Here is a 15374-nt window from a genome sequence, read left to right on the forward strand (position 1 = left end):
CGGATAGGGCTGGGTGCCGGCGTTCGCACCCACGGCGGTGGCCGTGCGGGCGCGAACGCGAGGCAGGGCGTCGGCTGTGCTCAGTTCAGCTTGCCGTCGGCGGCCATCTTCATGAAGCTGGGGTCGAAGCGCAGTTTCACGTTCTTCGCGTCGCCGGTCGTACCGGTGGCGAAACTCATGCCGATGGCGTCTGCGCTGCGTGCGCCTTCGCCGAGCAAACCATGCTGGAAGCTGAACTGTGCAACCTTGGTCATGGTGGTCGGCAGGGACTTGCTGGTGGCAAAGGCGACGGCTTCCGGCGCGGTATAGAACATCTTGGTCGCCGCCAGTTGGGCTTCGTAACCCGCGAGGTCGGTACCCGATGCGGCCGCCATCTTCTGCCGTGCTGCCTTGCCTGCCGGCGTGTCTGCACTCATCACCGACATCACCTCGTACCAGGCACCGGTCAGTGCCTTGCCGAGCGCGGGGTTCTCGGCCAGTGTCTTGCTGTTGACCACCATCAGGTCGATGATTTCGCCGGGAATCTTGCTTGAGTCGAACACCTTGGTAACGTTCGGCGTGGCAGCCACTTCAGCGAGCAGCGGGTTCCAGGTGACGACTGCATCCACGCCGGAGGTGGCGAAGGCGGCGACGAGGTCGGCATCCGAGGTGTTGACCACCTTGGTGTCGCGCTCGCTCATGCCCGCCGTTTCCAGGGCGCGTGCCAGCAGGTAATGGGATACGGAGAGTTCGACCAGATTGACCGGCTTGCCCTTGAGGCTGGCAACGGTCTTGCCCTTGCCCTTGATGACAATGCCGTCGTTCCCGTTGGAAAAGTCGCCGATGATCAGTGCGGTCGTATCGACGCCGCCTGCTGCGGGGATCGTCAGCGCATCCATGTTGGTCATGGCGCAGCCGTCGAAACTGCCTGCGGTGTATTGGTTGATCGACTCGATGTAGTCATTGACCTGCACGACATCGACCTTGATGTCGTACTTCTTCGCCCACTTTTCCATGATGCCGGACGACGCGGCGTACTCCCATGGCATCCAGCCGGCATAGATGGTCCAGCACACCTTGAAGTCTTTCTTGGGCGCAGCCTGGACCGGGGCGGAGACCGCCATCGTGAGGGAGAGCAGGGCTGCTGCAGCAGCAGAGAAAAGGCGGGACTTGCGCATGAAAACCTCCTGTTCGGTTAACGGTTCGGGCGGGAGCGGCGCATCACGAGATGCTTCGTTCTCCCGGGCTTTTGTCCCGCCGTGTAACCTCGAAAGAGGTCGACAACTCTCGGACCAGACACCTGCTCGCGCAGGCCGGAACCCTAGTCATCTATTTCAAATTGTGGCGCGTGAAGTTCGGTGAATCGAACCGCTCCTGCACAAAGACAATAAAGCCAGAACCGTGCCACCCGCAGATGGCGCGATCTCAATGGACATTGAAGGCGTTCCGGTTCAATGAGATCAGTTCTGCGCACCAGCTTTGGGATGCATGCACGGAAATGGTGCGGATCTGAGTGGCGCGAAGAGGGTAGTCCCCGCGTATCATGACGCCTTCCCGTACGGTGCCCCCGTGTGCTGAAAGGGCGTTGCGCAGGCGTTCCGTTCTGCCTGCCCTGGGCCCTGCGATCGGCCGATCATCGAATAACGACAACCTTCATGCCTTCAAGCTCTCCCTGGCTGGCCTGGGTACTGGCCGCGCTTGCCGCGATCGGCCCGTTTGCCATCGACACCTACCTTCCGGCGTTTCCGCAGATGGAGGCGTCGCTCGGCGCGACTCAGGTCGCAGTGCAGCAGACGCTGACCGCCTACATGGCGACCTTTGCCTTCATGGTGTTGTGGCACGGTGCGCTCGCGGACCGCTTCGGGCGGCGGCGGGTGCTGATCTGGGCGACGGCCCTGTTTGCGGTCGCGTCGATGCTGTGCGCCGTGGCGCCGAGCATCGAATGGCTGTGGGTGGGACGTGCGGTGCAGGGCCTGTGCGGTGGTGCCGGGATGGTCGTGGGGCGGGCGGTGATTCGCGATGTTCACGAAGGCCCACAGGCACAGCGGCTGATGTCGCGGGTGATGATGATCTTTGGCATCGCGCCCGCAATCGCACCATTGATTGGCGGTCTCCTGCTCGCGGTGGCCGACTGGCGTGCCATCTTCGTCTTCCTCGGCTTCTTCGGCGTGGCCCTGAGTGCGCTGACCTGGCGCTACCTGCCCGAGACCCTGTCCGAGGAGGCGCGCCAGCCGCTTCATCCGGCTTCGCTCGTTCGCGCCTATCGTGGCGTACTGAGCAACCCTGAGTTCCTGCTGCTCGTGTTTTCGGTGGCGCTGATGTTCAACGGTTTCTTCATCTACGTGCTGTCGGCGCCAGTGTTCGTGATGACGCACCTTGGGCTCGGGCCGCAGGATTTCGCCTGGCTCTTCGTGCCCGTGGTGGCCGGGATGATGTTCGGTTCCGGCCTGTCCGGCCGGGTGGCCGGGTACTGGTCTCCCACGCGCGCGATTGCGGTCGGTTTTGCCATCATGCTCGGTGCGGCTGCGGGCAGCGTGCTGCTTGCCGCGAGCGAGCCTACGCAGCGCCTGCTGCTGGTTCTTCCCATTTCGATCTATGGCGTGGGCATGGCGCTGGCGATGCCCAGCATGAGCATTCTTGCGCTCGACCTCTTTCCGCAACGCCGGGGTATGGCCTCCAGTTGCCAGAGCTTCGTGCAGGTGGGCATGAATGCGTGCACCGCAGGGGTGATTGGGCCGCTGCTGTGGAAGTCGCCGGTCACTCTTGCCGCCGGCATGTGCATGTTTGCGGCGCTGGCCCTGATCGGCTTTCTGACCTGGCGCCGCCGGGCACTGCCGGTGTGACTGTTATCTCCCTGTAATACGTCGTGGCGATACTCGCAGGCTGACTGCGAGTGCGGTGACTGAAACGACTGGGAGATTCAAATGCGTACAACAATCCGTGCCGCGCTGCTGTGCGCCGGCCTCGTGTCCATGCCCGCGCTGGCTGCGCCGGCGGTGCTGTGGGAAAAGGTCTGGTCCTACGATCATGCGGCTGGCAATGCCGCAGGGCAGAAAGCCGAGATTCCTGCCTACGACCCGCTCAACGATACCTTGTGGGTGGCGGGTGTGAGCGGCGTCGATGTACTCAATGCCCGCACTGGCGCGCTGATTCGCCACATCGACCTGTCCGCGCTGGGCGACGTCAATAGCGTCGCGATCAGAAATGGCGTGGCTGCGGTCGCGATTGCCGCACCGGATCACACCCAGCCCGGCGTTGTGCAGCTCTTCAACAGCAACACCTTTGCCGCGGCCGAGCGTATCCAGGTCGGCGCGCTGCCCGACATGGTGACCTTCACGCCCGACGGTTCGCGTCTGCTTGTCGCCAACGAAGGCGAGCGCGCGGTGATGACGGATCCGAGCTCGACAGATCCGGCCGGCAGCGTGAGCGTCATCGACATGAGCAGCCGCACGGTCGTCGCCACTGCGGGCTTCGCGGGTGTGGCTGGCAGCGACAGCGTGCGGCTGTTTCCAGGCAAGGCGGCCGCTGTCGATCTCGAGCCCGAATACATCGCGGTTTCGCCCGATGGCAGCAAGGCCTATGTGAGCCTGCAGGAAGCCAACGCGGTGGGCATTCTCGATCTCGCAACGAACACCTTCACCGAGGTCAAGAGCCTCGGCACCAAGGATTACAGCCTGCCGGGCCAGGGGATCGACCCTTCCGACAAGGACGGCAGCGTCGCCGTGCGCACCGTGCCGGTCAAGGGCATGTACATGCCCGACACCATTGCGACCTATGTGGCGGGCGGGCAGACCTATCTGGTTACGGCGAACGAAGGCGACACGCGTGACGAGGACGTGCGCATCAAGGACAAGAGCGTGAGGCTCGATCCCAGCATCTTCCCGGATGCGGCCGAGCTGAAGAAGGATGAGAACCTCGGCCGTCTCACCATCTCGCCGTTCGACGGACTCAACGCCAGCGGCGAGCATGAAGCGCTGTACTCATACGGCAGTCGCTCGTTCTCGATCCGCGACGCCAATGGTGATCTGGTGTTCGACAGTGGTGACGATTTCGAGCGGCTGCTCGGCGAGCGTTTTCCGGACATCTTCGACGACGGTCGCAGCGACAACAAGGGGCCGGAGCCCGAGGGCCTGGCCCTGATGGATGTGGGCGGGCGGATGCTGGCCTTCATCGGCTTCGAACGTACGCTGGAAAAGCTGGCAACCGCAGTGATTGCGATCTACGACATCACCGACCCGCTGCAGTCCAGCTTTCTCGACTTCATCGTCAGTCCGGGTGACCTGGCGCCGGAAGGTCTGGTCGCCTTCAGCCGCGATGGCGGCTATTTCCTGGCGGTGTCGAGTGAAGGCTCGGATACCACCTCGCTGTTCCGCATCAACCTGGTGCCGGAGCCGGGCGGCGTCGCGCTGGTGCTGACTGCGCTGGGCCTTCTCGGGGTGATTCGGCGCAAGCGCTGAAGCCTGCGCGCTGCAAGGAGGGGGTGCGTCCCCCTCAGCACTGCTGCCAGGGCAGGCCGTCGAAACGCCAGCCGTTCACCGCGTTGCGGTGATGGCTGTCGTCTAGTTCGCCCTCAAAGCCGTGGCTGACATTGAATACATTGGAAAAACCGGCCTCGATCAGCGCGTTGCCTGCCGCCTCCGAGCGGTTTCCGCTGCGGCAGATCAGCACGACCGGGCGTTCTCCGCCATGTCCGGCAAGCTTCTTGACCTCGCCGACGAAGTGCGGGTTGATCTCCCAGTCGGGGCCGTCATTCCACGAGACATGGATGGCACCCACCGGATGACCGACGAAGAGGAATTCGATCTCGCTGCGCACATCGATCAGCAGCGCTTGCGGGTCGGCCTGCAGCAGGGCGAAGGCTTCTTTGGGGCTGAGGTGTTTCATTCGAATCTGTCTCCTTTAGCGGAGAATTATATTCGGTTGTTCGAATGAAGCGGGTGGCGAACGGGACGTGTCCTGCACGTCCCGCTGCGTCCGTCAGGCGGCTTCGCCGAGATAGGCTGCGCGCACCTTGGGGTCGGCCAGCAGTTCGTCACCGCTGCCGGTAAGGGTGATCTTGCCCGATTCCATCACGTATCCGCGCTGTGAAAACTCGAGCGCCAGGTTGGCGTTCTGCTCCACCAGCAGGATGGTGACGCCTTCCTTGGCGACCGACTGCACGACTTCGAAGATCTTTTCCACCACCAGCGGCGCGAGACCCATCGAGGGTTCGTCGAGCAGCAGCAGTTTTGGGCGCGACAGCAGGGCGCGGCCAATGGCCACCATCTGCTGCTCGCCACCGGACAGCGTGCCCGCGACCTGCTCCAGGCGCTCCTTGACCCGCGGCAGCATGGTGTAGACCTTTTCCAGGTCGGCCTCGATGCCGTCGTTGTCCTTGCGACTGTAGGCGCCCATGCGCAGGTTTTCTTCCACCGTCAGGCGGGTGAAGATGCCACGGCCCTCGGGCACCAGCGCGATGCCCTGGCGCAGGCGCTTGTGCGCAGGCAGGGAATTGATTGACGCGTCGTTGTACAGGATGTCGCCGCCTTCAAGCGGGAGCAGACCGGCAATTGCGTTCAGGGTGGTGGTCTTGCCGGCGCCGTTGGCACCGATCAGGCACACCAGTTCGCCCTTGGCCAGTTCGAGATCGATGCCTTTTACCGCGTGGATTCCGCCGTAGGCAATCTGCAGGTTCTTCAGCTGGAGCAGGGGTGAGGAGGGCTTATGCTGCATGCTTGCCACCCCCAGGTAGGCGTTGATCACGGCTTCGTTCCTTTGCACTTCGGCAGGCACGTCTTCGGCGATCTTGCGCCCGAAGTCGAGCACCGCGACACGGTCGCACAGCCCCATCACCAGCTTCACGTCGTGTTCGATCAGCATCACGGTAACCCCGTCATGGCGGATCTGCTCGATCAGCACCTTGAGCTGGGCGGTCTCGGTGGCGTTCATGCCTGCAGCGGGTTCGTCCAGCGCCAGCAGTTGCGGCTCGGTGGCCAGGGCGCGGGCAATCTCGAGTCGGCGCTGGTCGCCGTAGGAGAGGTTCTTTGACACGGTTTGCGAAAAGCGCTCGATGCCGACGTACTTGAGCATCTCGTAGGCACGCTCGGTGGTGAGGCGCTCCTCCTCGCGGGTGAAGCGGTTCTGCGTCAGGATGCCCCACACGCCCGCCTTGGTGCGGATGTGGTGGCCAGCCATGACGTTCTCGAGTGCGGTGAGATCGCGGAACAGGCGAATGTTCTGAAAGGTGCGGGCAATGCCTCGGCCGACGATCTTGTGCGGCTTGCCCGAAGGCAGTTCGCTGCCGTTGAACACGAATTCGCCACCATCGGGAATGTAGGAGCCGGTCAGCACGTTGAAGAAGGTGGTCTTGCCCGCACCGTTGGGGCCGATCAGGCCGTAGACCTCACCCTTGCGGATGGTCAGCGAAACATCGGTGAGCGCCTGCAGACCGCCAAAGCGCTTGCCCACATTGCGGGCGTCTAGCAGCGTAATCATTGGGTGTCCCGGTGCAGGTTTTCGGGGTGGGCGTAACGTGCGCGGGCCGGAATCAGACCGGACGGGCGCAGCAGCATCATCAGGATCATGGCAAGGGAAAGCAGCAGCATGCGAAGGACTTCAGGGTCGAGCAGGACGTGGCCGAACAGCGTCTGCTGCAGCGGCACGGCGACGTCACGCAGGATCTCGGGCAGCAGGGCAAGCGCGAAGGCGCCGACGATGGCGCCGGCAATGTTGCCCATGCCGCCGAACACCACCATGGTCAGTACCGCGATGGATTCCATCAGCGAGAAGGACTCCGGTGACACGAAGCCCTGGAAGGCGCCGAACAGGCAGCCGGCCACGCCGCCGAAGGTGGCGCCAAGCGAGAAGGCGAGCAGCTTCATGTTGCGGGTGTTGATGCCGATGGCCTTGGCCGCGAGTTCGTCATCGCGCATCGCAGCCCAGGCGCGACCCACGCGCGAGATCTGCAGGCGCTGGACAAAGATGATCGAGCCCACCACGCAGGCGAGGAAGAAGTAGTAGTAGAGGTAGAGCGAGTGGATGGAAATGTCTTCGGTGACCTGCAGGTTGCGGGCCAGATCCCAGCCGAACAGGTTGATCGAATCAAGGCCGTTGATGCCTTGCGGCCCGTTGGTGATGTTGATCGGGTAGTTCAGGTTGTTCATGAAGATGCGGATGATCTCGCCGAAGCCGAGCGTGACGATGGCGAGATAGTCCCCTCGTAATCGCAACACCGGAAAGCCCAGCATGATGCCCGCCATCCCCGCAAAGGCCGCGCCCAGCGGCAGCACGATCCAGAACGGCAGGTGCAGGTCGAAGTGCGGCGAGGCGAGGAAGGCAAAGGTGTAGGCGCCGACCGCATAGAACGCGATGTAGCCCAGGTCGAGCAGGCCCGCAAAACCCACCACCAGGTTGAGGCCGAGCGCCAGCATCATGTAGAGCAGGGCGAAGTCGAGGATGCGCACCCAGCTGCGGCCGAACTGCATGGCGATGATGGGCGCGGCGATGGCGATGATGATGATGAGCCAGCGTGCGGCCATCGGGTTGCGTTTGCCCAGCCAGGGCACCGCGGAGACGAGTTCGTTCATGTTTGCATGCCTCCCTTATGCCCGGTCCGACACGCGTTCGCCGAGCAGGCCGGTGGGCTTGAAGATCAGCACCAGGCCCAGAATGATGAAGGCGAAGATGTCCTGGTAGGACGAGTTGAGGAAGCCGAAGGTCAGGTGCTCGATGTAGCCCGCGCCGAGCGACTCGACCAGACCCAGCACGATGCCGCCGAGCATGGCGCCGCCGAGGTTGCCGATGCCGCCGAGTACAGCTGCGGTAAAGGCCTTGAGGCCGGGCATGAAGCCCATGCCGTAGTGGGCAATGCCGTAGTTGCTGGCGAACATCACGCCGGCCACTGCAGCCAGTGCGGCACCGATGACGAAGGTGAAGGCGATCACGGTGTTGGTGTCGACACCCATCAGGCTGGCGACGCGGTGGTTCTCCGCGGTGGCGCGCATGGCGCGGCCGATGCGCGTCTTATTCACCAGCAGGCTGAGGCCGATCATGATCAGCGCGGACGAGATGATGATGAAGATCTGCACCGGGGTCACAAACACGCCTTCGATGGGCTGCATCGGGGTGGTCGAGATCAGCTGCGGGAAGGTGTGGTAGTTGCGGCCCCAGATGATCATGGCCAGGGTCTGCAGCAGGAAGGACATGCCGATGGCGGTGATCAGCGGTGCCAGGCGGGGGGCGTTGCGCAATCGTCGATAGGCCAGACGTTCCATGGCGTAGCCGATCATCATGCACACCGGTATCGCCACCATCAGCGAGATCGTCAGCATGGTGATCGGAGACATGCCCGGGGCCATGCCCATCAGGAACATCATGGTCTGCAGGGCAGTCAGGGCGCCAACCATGAGCACGTCGCCGTGGGCAAAGTTGATCAGGCCGAGAATGCCGTAAACCATCGTGTAGCCAAGCGCGATCAGTGCGTAGACGCTTCCGATCACCAGGCCATTCAGAACTTGCTGGATGAGAGTTTCCATCGTGGTCTTTTGGAAGGGTGAGACAAGAGAAGGGGTAAGGGCTGAAAGGCCAGGGCGGCTGTGAACGCTGGCAGCGCGGCTCTGCAGGCCTTACACCTCGAAAACCGGGGGCTTTCGCCCCCGGAACGGGATTACATCGCGACCCAGTTGCCGTCCTTGAACTGATACAGGGTGATGGCGCCTTCCTTGATGTCGCCCTTCTCGTCGAACGCGACATTGCCGGTTACGCCCGGAACCGCCGAGGTCTTGAGCGCGGCCAGGTACTTGCTCGGCTCGACCGAATCGGCCTTCTGCATGGCCGTGATCATGGCAGTTGCCGCATCGTAGGCATACGGCGAGTAGATCTGCACATCGGTGCCGAAGCGCTTCTTGAAGCGATCGCGGAACTCGGCGCCGCCAGGCATCTTGTCGAGCGGCAGGCCCGCCATCGAACAATAGGCCGAGCTGCCGATGGCCTCACCCGCAAGCTTGATCATCTCCGGGCTGCAGCCACCGTCGCCGGTGACGAACTTGGCCGTTACACCGAGCTGCTTGAGCTGGCGCAGCATCGGGCCGCCCTGCGCATCCATGCCGCCGAAGAAGATCACGTCCGGGTTGGTTGCGCGGATCTTGGTCAGGATGGCATTGAAGTCGGTGGCCTTGTCGGTGGTGAACTCGCGCGCAACGATCTGGGCGCCACCGGCCTTCGCCGCCTTCTCGGTCTCGTCGGCCAGACCCTGGCCATAAGCGGTGCGGTCATCGATGATCGCGATCTTCTTCGCACCCAGGGGGCCGACCATGAACTTGCCCAGCGCCGAGCCCTGCTGCACATCGTTGGCGATGGTGCGGAAGATGCCCTTGTAGCCTTGCTGGGTGAGCTTGGGGTTGGTTGCAGACGGCGAAATCATCGGGATGCCGCCCTGGTCGTAAATGCGCGAGGCCGGAATCGTGGTGCCCGAGTTCAGGTGACCCACGACGCCCTTCACTCCGGCATCGACCAGGCGCTGTGCAACCGTGGTGCCGGTGCGCGGGTCGGCCTGGTCGTCTTCGCCGATGAGCTCGAACTTGACCTTCTTGCCACCGATCGTGATGCCCTTGGCGTTGGCGTCTTCAACCGCCAGACGGGCACCGTTTTCGTTGTCCTTGCCGAGGTGGGAAATGGTGCCGGTCAGCGGTGCGACGCTGCCGAGTTTCACAACCATTTCCTGGGCGTGGGCGCCCGTGATGCCGAGGCCCATTACCGCGAGTGCAACGATGGTCTTCTTCATTCTTGATCCTCCAGCGAAAGCAATGGTTTACGAGACATTGTCCGATCGGTGTGCTGCGCTCCGGGTCTCATCTCGGGGCTTGCGTGCGACGCCGCACCTGCACTGCCAACGGTACCGGAAAAGACTGGTATTACCTTTGGCAGCCCCAGGCTGTGCGTATTCTGCACAAAAATACGCATCTGGCGTCTTTGCGCTGTTGCCCTGTTGATGCATTTTGCGTCTTGCGCTGCAGCATTGCCGGATTTCTGGCGGTTCATAAGCCAGGATGACCGATGGCGAATGGCTGTTTAGCGTGGTTCTGGGGCGTAGCGGAGCCGATCTGGTGCTGGTGCGTCGCACAATTCATGCCATATTGTGGATAACCCTCATGCCGCGCTGGAGTGATGTCTGCACTTTGAAGATATATGGGTGACGGAGACACAACGGGACGCCTGTGCGCCCCGTTGTGTCTCCGTCATGTGCGCCCGATGCACCGGAAAGGTGCACCGGGTTTCGCCTGCTTACTTGAGCGCTTCCCACTTCCCGCCCTGGAAGCGGTACATGCTGACACCGCCGTCCTTGATGTCGCCGTTCTTGTCGAAGGCGATGTCGCCGGTTACACCCTTGAATGCGGTCTTCTGCAGTGCGGGAAGGTACTTTGCGGGGTCGCTCGAACCGGCCGTCTTCATGGCTTCGATCATGGCCATCGCCGCGTCGTAGCTGTACGGCGCGTAAAGCTGGACGTCGGTGTTGAAGCGGGCCTTGAAGCGCTTCAGGAAGTCGGCGCCACCGGGCATCTGCTCCAGCGGAATACCGGCCTGGCTGCAATACACGTTGTCGGCCATGGCATCGCCGGCGAGCTTGAGCATCTCGCTGGTGCACACACCGTCGCCACCGAGGTACCTGGCTTCCATGCCGAGCTGGCGCATCTGGCGCAGCATCGGTGCGCCCTGGGCGTCCATGCCGCCATAGAACACGGCGTCAGGCGTCTTGCCCTTGATCTTGGTAAGAATGGCCATGAAGTCGGTGGACTTGTCCGTGGTGAACTCGCGCCCGACTACCTCGATGCCGTACTTCTTGAGGCTTTCGGTGAAGGCGTCGGCCAGGCCCTGACCATAGGCGGTGCGGTCATCGATGATCGCGACCTTCTTCGCCTTGAGGATCTCGGATGCGTAGCGGGCCATTGCGGCGCCCTGCTGCAGGTCGTTGGCGATCACGCGGAAGGTGACCTTGTAGCCTTGCTGGGTCAGCTTCGGGCTGGTCGACGAAGGCGTGATCACCGGCACGCCGGCCTGCTCATAGACGCGGGAAGCCGGAATCGAGGCGCCGGAGGTAACATGGCCAACCACGCCCTTGACGTCATTGTCGGTCAGGCGTTGCGCCACGGTGGTGGCAGTACGGGGGTCGGCCTGGTCATCTTCACTGACCAGTTCGAACGTGACCTTCTTGCCGCCAATCATGATGCCCTTGGCGTTGGCATCTTCCACGGCAAGGCGCGCACCAAACTCGCCATCCTTGCCGATGTGAGCGATCGGGCCGGTCAGCGGCCCGGCGTGACCGATCTTGACCACTGTCTGTGCTTGCGCGGCACCCATGCCGAGGCCGGCCAGCGCGAGGACGAGAAGGGTATGCTTCATATTGGTATTCTCCGAAGTGTTGCAAATCGACACTGTCCGGGCGTTGCAAAACGCACCGGGAACATTGATTCTAGCCCATGCCCAAACTTGGGGCACGATCGGGGAGGACGGATGAAGCGCTTTTTGTCGATGCTGTGTGCGTTGCTGGCAAGTCTCGGTATTACTGCCTGTGACTATCTGAACGTGCGCGAACTCAAGCCCGGTGTTTCCACCGCGGCCGAGGTGCGCGAGCGCTTTGGCCCGCCGCAGCAGGAGTGGCATAACGACGATGGTTCGGTGACCTGGGAGTACTCGCGTCAGCCGGAAGGGGCGGAGTGCTACATGATCACCATCGGCACCGACAGCATCCTGCGTGAGATCGATCAGCGCATCAACGAGCAGACCTTTGCCCGCATCGAGCGTGGCATGACTGGCGACGACGTTCGACGGATGCTGGGCAGGCCGGCATCCAGCCAGTTCTTCCAGCTGAAACAGCACACCGTCTGGGAGTGGCTCATGGAGCGCAGCACCACCGTCAATGAAGCGGCCTATTTCACCGTTTCCTTCAATAACGAAGGCCGGGTCGTCGAGACCGGGCGCTATTCCAAACCCAAGCGCTGACGCCATGGACTCCGGGCTGTCCTCCATCGTGCGCAAAGCGGTTCGTGCCCTGCTGCTGGTCGGCATGGTGTTTCTGGCGGGCTGCGCGGCGTTCGAGCCGCCACGTCCGTTCACGACCGAGGCGGAGGCGCTGGCGGCGCGCGGCGAGCCGAGCCGGCGCTGGCAGAACGACGACACCACAACCACGCTGGAATACGCCACCCAGCCCTATGGGTACAGTTGTTTGATGATTCAGGTGGATCCGGGCGGCATCGTGTTGCGCCAATGGGATGCGCTGAGCGACGACAACCTGGCGCGTGTGCGCAAGGGCATGAGTCCGGACGAGGTTTCGCGCCTGCTCGGTCAGCATCGCTCGGAGCAGACCTTCCCGCTGTCGGGCGAAACCGTCTGGGACTGGAACATCCGCAACTACGGCCCGGGCATCGCCACGCTGTTCAATGTGCATTTCATGGATGGCAAGGTGTTGCGCACCAGCCAGTCCTATGTGTATCCACCCGAGTACGGTGTATTCGCCCCGTGGGGCGTGCGGCCCTTCGGCTATCCCTTCGCCGACCCGTTCTATCGCGGCTTTCCGCCACCGCGCCGGCGCCTCCCGCCCCCCCTGCCGCCACTCAAGCGCTGACCGCCCGCCGCACCGCCTGATTCTGCCGCCGCATACAACCGGCAGACGCACGTCTGCATATATGCAAAATGGGTTTGCCGGCCGCTTCGCCTTTGTTACAATCGGCTCGAACGAATGCCATCGGTAGTTTTCGGCCATGACCTCCTCGCTGTCGGGTGTGCTTGCTGCGCTGTTTCCCTATTCGGATCACGCACGCCTGCTTTCCCTGCAACTCGATGACGGCGACCCGGCCGGCGACCAGCTTGTCGTGCAGCGTCTGCGCGGCCGCGAGGCGCTCTCCGAATGTCCTGCATTTGATCTGGACTGTCTGGCCCTGAATGCGAACATCGAGGCCAAGGCGCTGCTGGGGCGCCGGGCCAGCGTGCGCCTGAGCGAGGGCGTGGGCTTTGGCGCAGCACGCTGGTTCAACGGCATCGTGACCGCGGTCGCACCGGGTGACGCCGATGGCGGGCGGCGCCGTTATCGCCTCACCTTGCGCCCCGCATTTGCCTTGCTTGATGTCGCGCGTACCGCGTGGATTCACCTCGAACGCAGCGTGCCCGACATCATCGACGCCGAGCTTTCGCGCTGGCAGGCCGGTATTGCCGATCTCCAGTGGCGTTTCGATCTGCTCAATACCTATCCCGCTCGCAGTTACACCGCACTGTATGCCGAGTCTCCGCTTGCGTTCATCGAACGGCTCTGTGCCGAGGAAGGCATCGGCTACCGCTTCGAGCATCCATCGCCTGAAGACATGCCCGTCGGTACTACGATCCTCGTCTTTTTCGACGACTCGTCGTCCTTGCCGATGAACCCACAGGCGCTCACCCGCTTTCATGCGGCCGATACCATGGGCGAAGAGGGGGCGATCGATCGCTGGACGAGCGCGCGCGCCATCGTCCCGGGTGCCACCGCGATGACGAGCTGGGAGTACAAGGACACACGGGTGCTCGCAGCAACTGTGCCGACCACCCACCAGCACGGTGCCGCAAGCGCAGTGGCCTCCACGCTTGAGGATTTCGCACCGCAATCGCAGTACTACGGCGCGGGGGCAGCCGATCTCGAGCGTTATGCGCGATTGCGTATCGAGGCGTTCGAAGCGCAGGCGAAGGTCTTCGACGGGGCCGGCTCGGTCAGGTCTTTTGCCCCAGGTACGGCAACCGAGCTGGACGGCCATTTCGACGATGCCGATGCCGGGTCGAAGGATGCGCGCTGCTATCTGCTGCTGTCGGTCGATCACGACGCCTGCAACAACCTTCCGTCCGATTTCGCCGGCGAGCCTGCCGTGCGCGGGCTCGAACCGGGTTACCGCAACCGCTTTACCGCGATGCGTCAGTCGGTCGTGTGGCGCCCCGCGTTCGACAGCACACATCACGCGAAACCCGTCGCGCGCGGATTGCAGACAGCCCAGGTAGTCGGCGCCGAGGGGCGCGAGATCGACGTCGACGAGTATGGCCGGGTACTGGTGCAGTTTCACTGGGATCGCGAGCAGCGCAACACCTGCCGCCTGCGGGTCGCCAACGCGCTGTCCGGCAGCGGCTGGGGCATGCAGACCCTGCCACGGGTGGGGCAGGAGGTGCTGGTCGACTTCATCGAAGGTGACATCGACCGTCCCATGGTCATCGGTGCCGTCCATAACGGGCGCCACATGCCACCTCGCTTCTCCGGTGAAGGCAGCCTGCCCGCCAATCACGCCTTGTCGGGCATCCAGACACGGGAGTTCGGCGGCGGGCGCGGGTATGGCGAACTGCTGTTTGACGATACGGGCGGACAACTCCGCACCAAGCTCTCGTCCGAACACGCGAGCACGCAACTCAACCAGGGCTGGCTGTGCACGCCGCGCGCCGAGGGCCAGGCCGAACCGCGTGGCGAAGGCTTCGAACTTCGCTCCGACGCCGCGGGTTCAGTGCGAGGTGCCAAGGGGCTGTTGCTCACGGCGTTTGGCCGCCTGCGTGCGAGCGGTGCCCAGCTCTCGCGCGAAGAAACCGCAAGCCTGATGGACGAATGCCTGCAGCTGTTCCGTCAGCTTGGCGACTATGCGCAACGTCACGAGGCCGGGGCAAGCGAGCCCGGCCCGCACGCAAAGCTGAACGACGACTTCAAGCAGTGGGAAAACGGCTCCAATACCGCGACCGGCGGCACGGGGGGCGGTTCGCCACTGATCGCGGTCACGGCGCCGGCGGGTGTGCATGTCAGTTCGCCCCGCAGCGTTATCACCCATGCAGGCAGCACCGTCGACACCGTCGCGCTCCAGCACCTGCAGTTCGCCAGCGGCGAGCGCACCACGCTCAACGCAGGGCAGGGCATGTCGCTGTTCGCGCAGTCGGGCGGCATCAAGCTTATTGCGCACCAGGGCAAACTGCAGTTGCAGTCGCAGCACGACGACACCCGGATCAGCGCAGCGAAGGATCTCAAGCTCGCAGCCAGCGGCGGTCAGCTGCACGGCATGGCGGCAGACGAAATCCTGTTTTCTGTGGCGGGTGGTGCCTACATCAGGCTCGCCGGCGGAAATGTCGAGATCGGCGCGCCCGGCACCGTGCGCGTGCGTGCCGCCAGTCACGACTGGTCCGGCCCGGCGTCGATGTCCAGTGATCTCCCACGCTTCGGCGCCGAAGACCTTGGCCGCACCCCCGTCCTGGTCCGCCCAACCGACGGCGCGCCGGTGGAGGGGCAGCACTTCGAGATCGAGCGACCGGATGGCTCGATCCTCAAAGGCACAACCGACAGCCAGGGGCGCACCGCCACCGTCAATGGCAGCAGCTTCGAACGCCTGGTCACCCGCTTTTTCCCTTCCGATCCGAGTTGAGCGCCGGCGCTC

At 63.5% G+C, this 15374-nt stretch carries 12 protein-coding genes, 1 pseudogene and 1 riboswitch; of the genes and pseudogenes, 5 read left to right on the forward strand and 8 right to left on the reverse strand.

Annotated elements, in window-relative coordinates; genetic code table 11:
* Positions 1 to 80: 80 nt before the first annotated feature.
* Complete coding sequence (locus CEW83_RS17240) at positions 81 to 1157, reverse strand: putative urea ABC transporter substrate-binding protein (protein WP_108950442.1); 1077 nt, start codon at positions 1155 to 1157, stop codon at positions 81 to 83.
* A 58-nt stretch (positions 1158 to 1215) separates the two neighbouring features.
* A riboswitch (guanidine-I (ykkC/yxkD leader) is annotated at positions 1216 to 1315 on the reverse strand.
* 319 nt (positions 1316 to 1634) lie between these two features.
* Here CEW83_RS17240 and CEW83_RS17245 point away from each other — a divergent pair.
* Both CEW83_RS17245 and CEW83_RS17250 read left to right on the forward strand, forming a co-directional pair.
* Entirely contained in the window at positions 1635 to 2822 is a 1188-nt protein-coding gene (locus tag CEW83_RS17245; protein ID WP_108950443.1) for a multidrug effflux MFS transporter, read from the forward strand.
* A gap of 81 nt (positions 2823 to 2903) precedes the next feature.
* On the forward strand, positions 2904 to 4436 hold the full coding sequence (locus CEW83_RS17250; RefSeq protein ID WP_108950444.1) for a choice-of-anchor I family protein: 1533 nt from the start codon (positions 2904 to 2906) through the stop codon (positions 4434 to 4436).
* Positions 4437 to 4470: 34 nt separating this feature from the next.
* On the opposite strand, the gene CEW83_RS17255 is transcribed toward CEW83_RS17250, so the two are convergent.
* The 7 genes and pseudogenes from CEW83_RS17255 to CEW83_RS17280 form a co-directional block, all read right to left on the reverse strand.
* Entirely contained in the window at positions 4471 to 4863 is a 393-nt protein-coding gene (locus CEW83_RS17255) for a rhodanese-like domain-containing protein (protein WP_108950445.1), read from the reverse strand.
* A gap of 93 nt (positions 4864 to 4956) precedes the next feature.
* Positions 4957 to 5691, reverse strand: coding sequence for an ABC transporter ATP-binding protein (locus CEW83_RS21250; protein ID WP_108977068.1), 735 nt, complete (start codon positions 5689 to 5691; stop codon positions 4957 to 4959).
* 39 nt (positions 5692 to 5730) lie between these two features.
* Positions 5731 to 6453 (reverse strand): annotated as a pseudogene (locus CEW83_RS21255) (ABC transporter ATP-binding protein); the annotation flags it as partial.
* Positions 6450 to 7544, reverse strand: a complete 1095-nt coding sequence (locus CEW83_RS17265) for an ABC transporter permease subunit (protein ID WP_108950447.1) — start codon at positions 7542 to 7544, stop codon at positions 6450 to 6452. The gene CEW83_RS17265 and the pseudogene CEW83_RS21255, both read right to left, overlap by 4 nt.
* A gap of 15 nt (positions 7545 to 7559) precedes the next feature.
* A complete protein-coding gene (locus CEW83_RS17270; RefSeq protein WP_108950448.1) occupies positions 7560 to 8492 on the reverse strand; it encodes a branched-chain amino acid ABC transporter permease in 933 nt (310 codons plus the stop codon).
* Positions 8493 to 8623: 131 nt separating this feature from the next.
* Complete coding sequence (locus CEW83_RS17275) at positions 8624 to 9739, reverse strand: branched-chain amino acid ABC transporter substrate-binding protein (RefSeq protein ID WP_108950449.1); 1116 nt, start codon at positions 9737 to 9739, stop codon at positions 8624 to 8626.
* A 500-nt stretch (positions 9740 to 10239) separates the two neighbouring features.
* Positions 10240 to 11355, reverse strand: a complete 1116-nt coding sequence (locus CEW83_RS17280; RefSeq protein ID WP_108950450.1) for a branched-chain amino acid ABC transporter substrate-binding protein — start codon at positions 11353 to 11355, stop codon at positions 10240 to 10242.
* Between the two features lie 111 nt (positions 11356 to 11466).
* Here CEW83_RS17280 and bamE point away from each other — a divergent pair, with 111 nt between their 5' ends.
* The 3 genes from bamE to CEW83_RS17295 all read left to right on the forward strand — a co-directional run bounded on the left by bamE (position 11467) and on the right by CEW83_RS17295 (position 15362).
* A complete protein-coding gene (bamE, locus tag CEW83_RS17285; protein WP_108950451.1) occupies positions 11467 to 11955 on the forward strand; it encodes an outer membrane protein assembly factor BamE domain-containing protein in 489 nt (162 codons plus the stop codon).
* A gap of 4 nt (positions 11956 to 11959) precedes the next feature.
* Complete coding sequence (locus CEW83_RS17290) at positions 11960 to 12577, forward strand: hypothetical protein (protein WP_108950452.1); 618 nt, start codon at positions 11960 to 11962, stop codon at positions 12575 to 12577.
* 136 nt (positions 12578 to 12713) lie between these two features.
* Entirely contained in the window at positions 12714 to 15362 is a 2649-nt protein-coding gene (locus tag CEW83_RS17295) for a type VI secretion system Vgr family protein (RefSeq protein ID WP_108950453.1), read from the forward strand.
* Positions 15363 to 15374: the final 12 nt, after the last annotated feature.

Origin of the sequence: Parazoarcus communis, from assembly GCF_003111645.1 — a bacterium.
GTDB lineage: Bacteria > Pseudomonadota > Gammaproteobacteria > Burkholderiales > Rhodocyclaceae > Parazoarcus > Parazoarcus communis_A.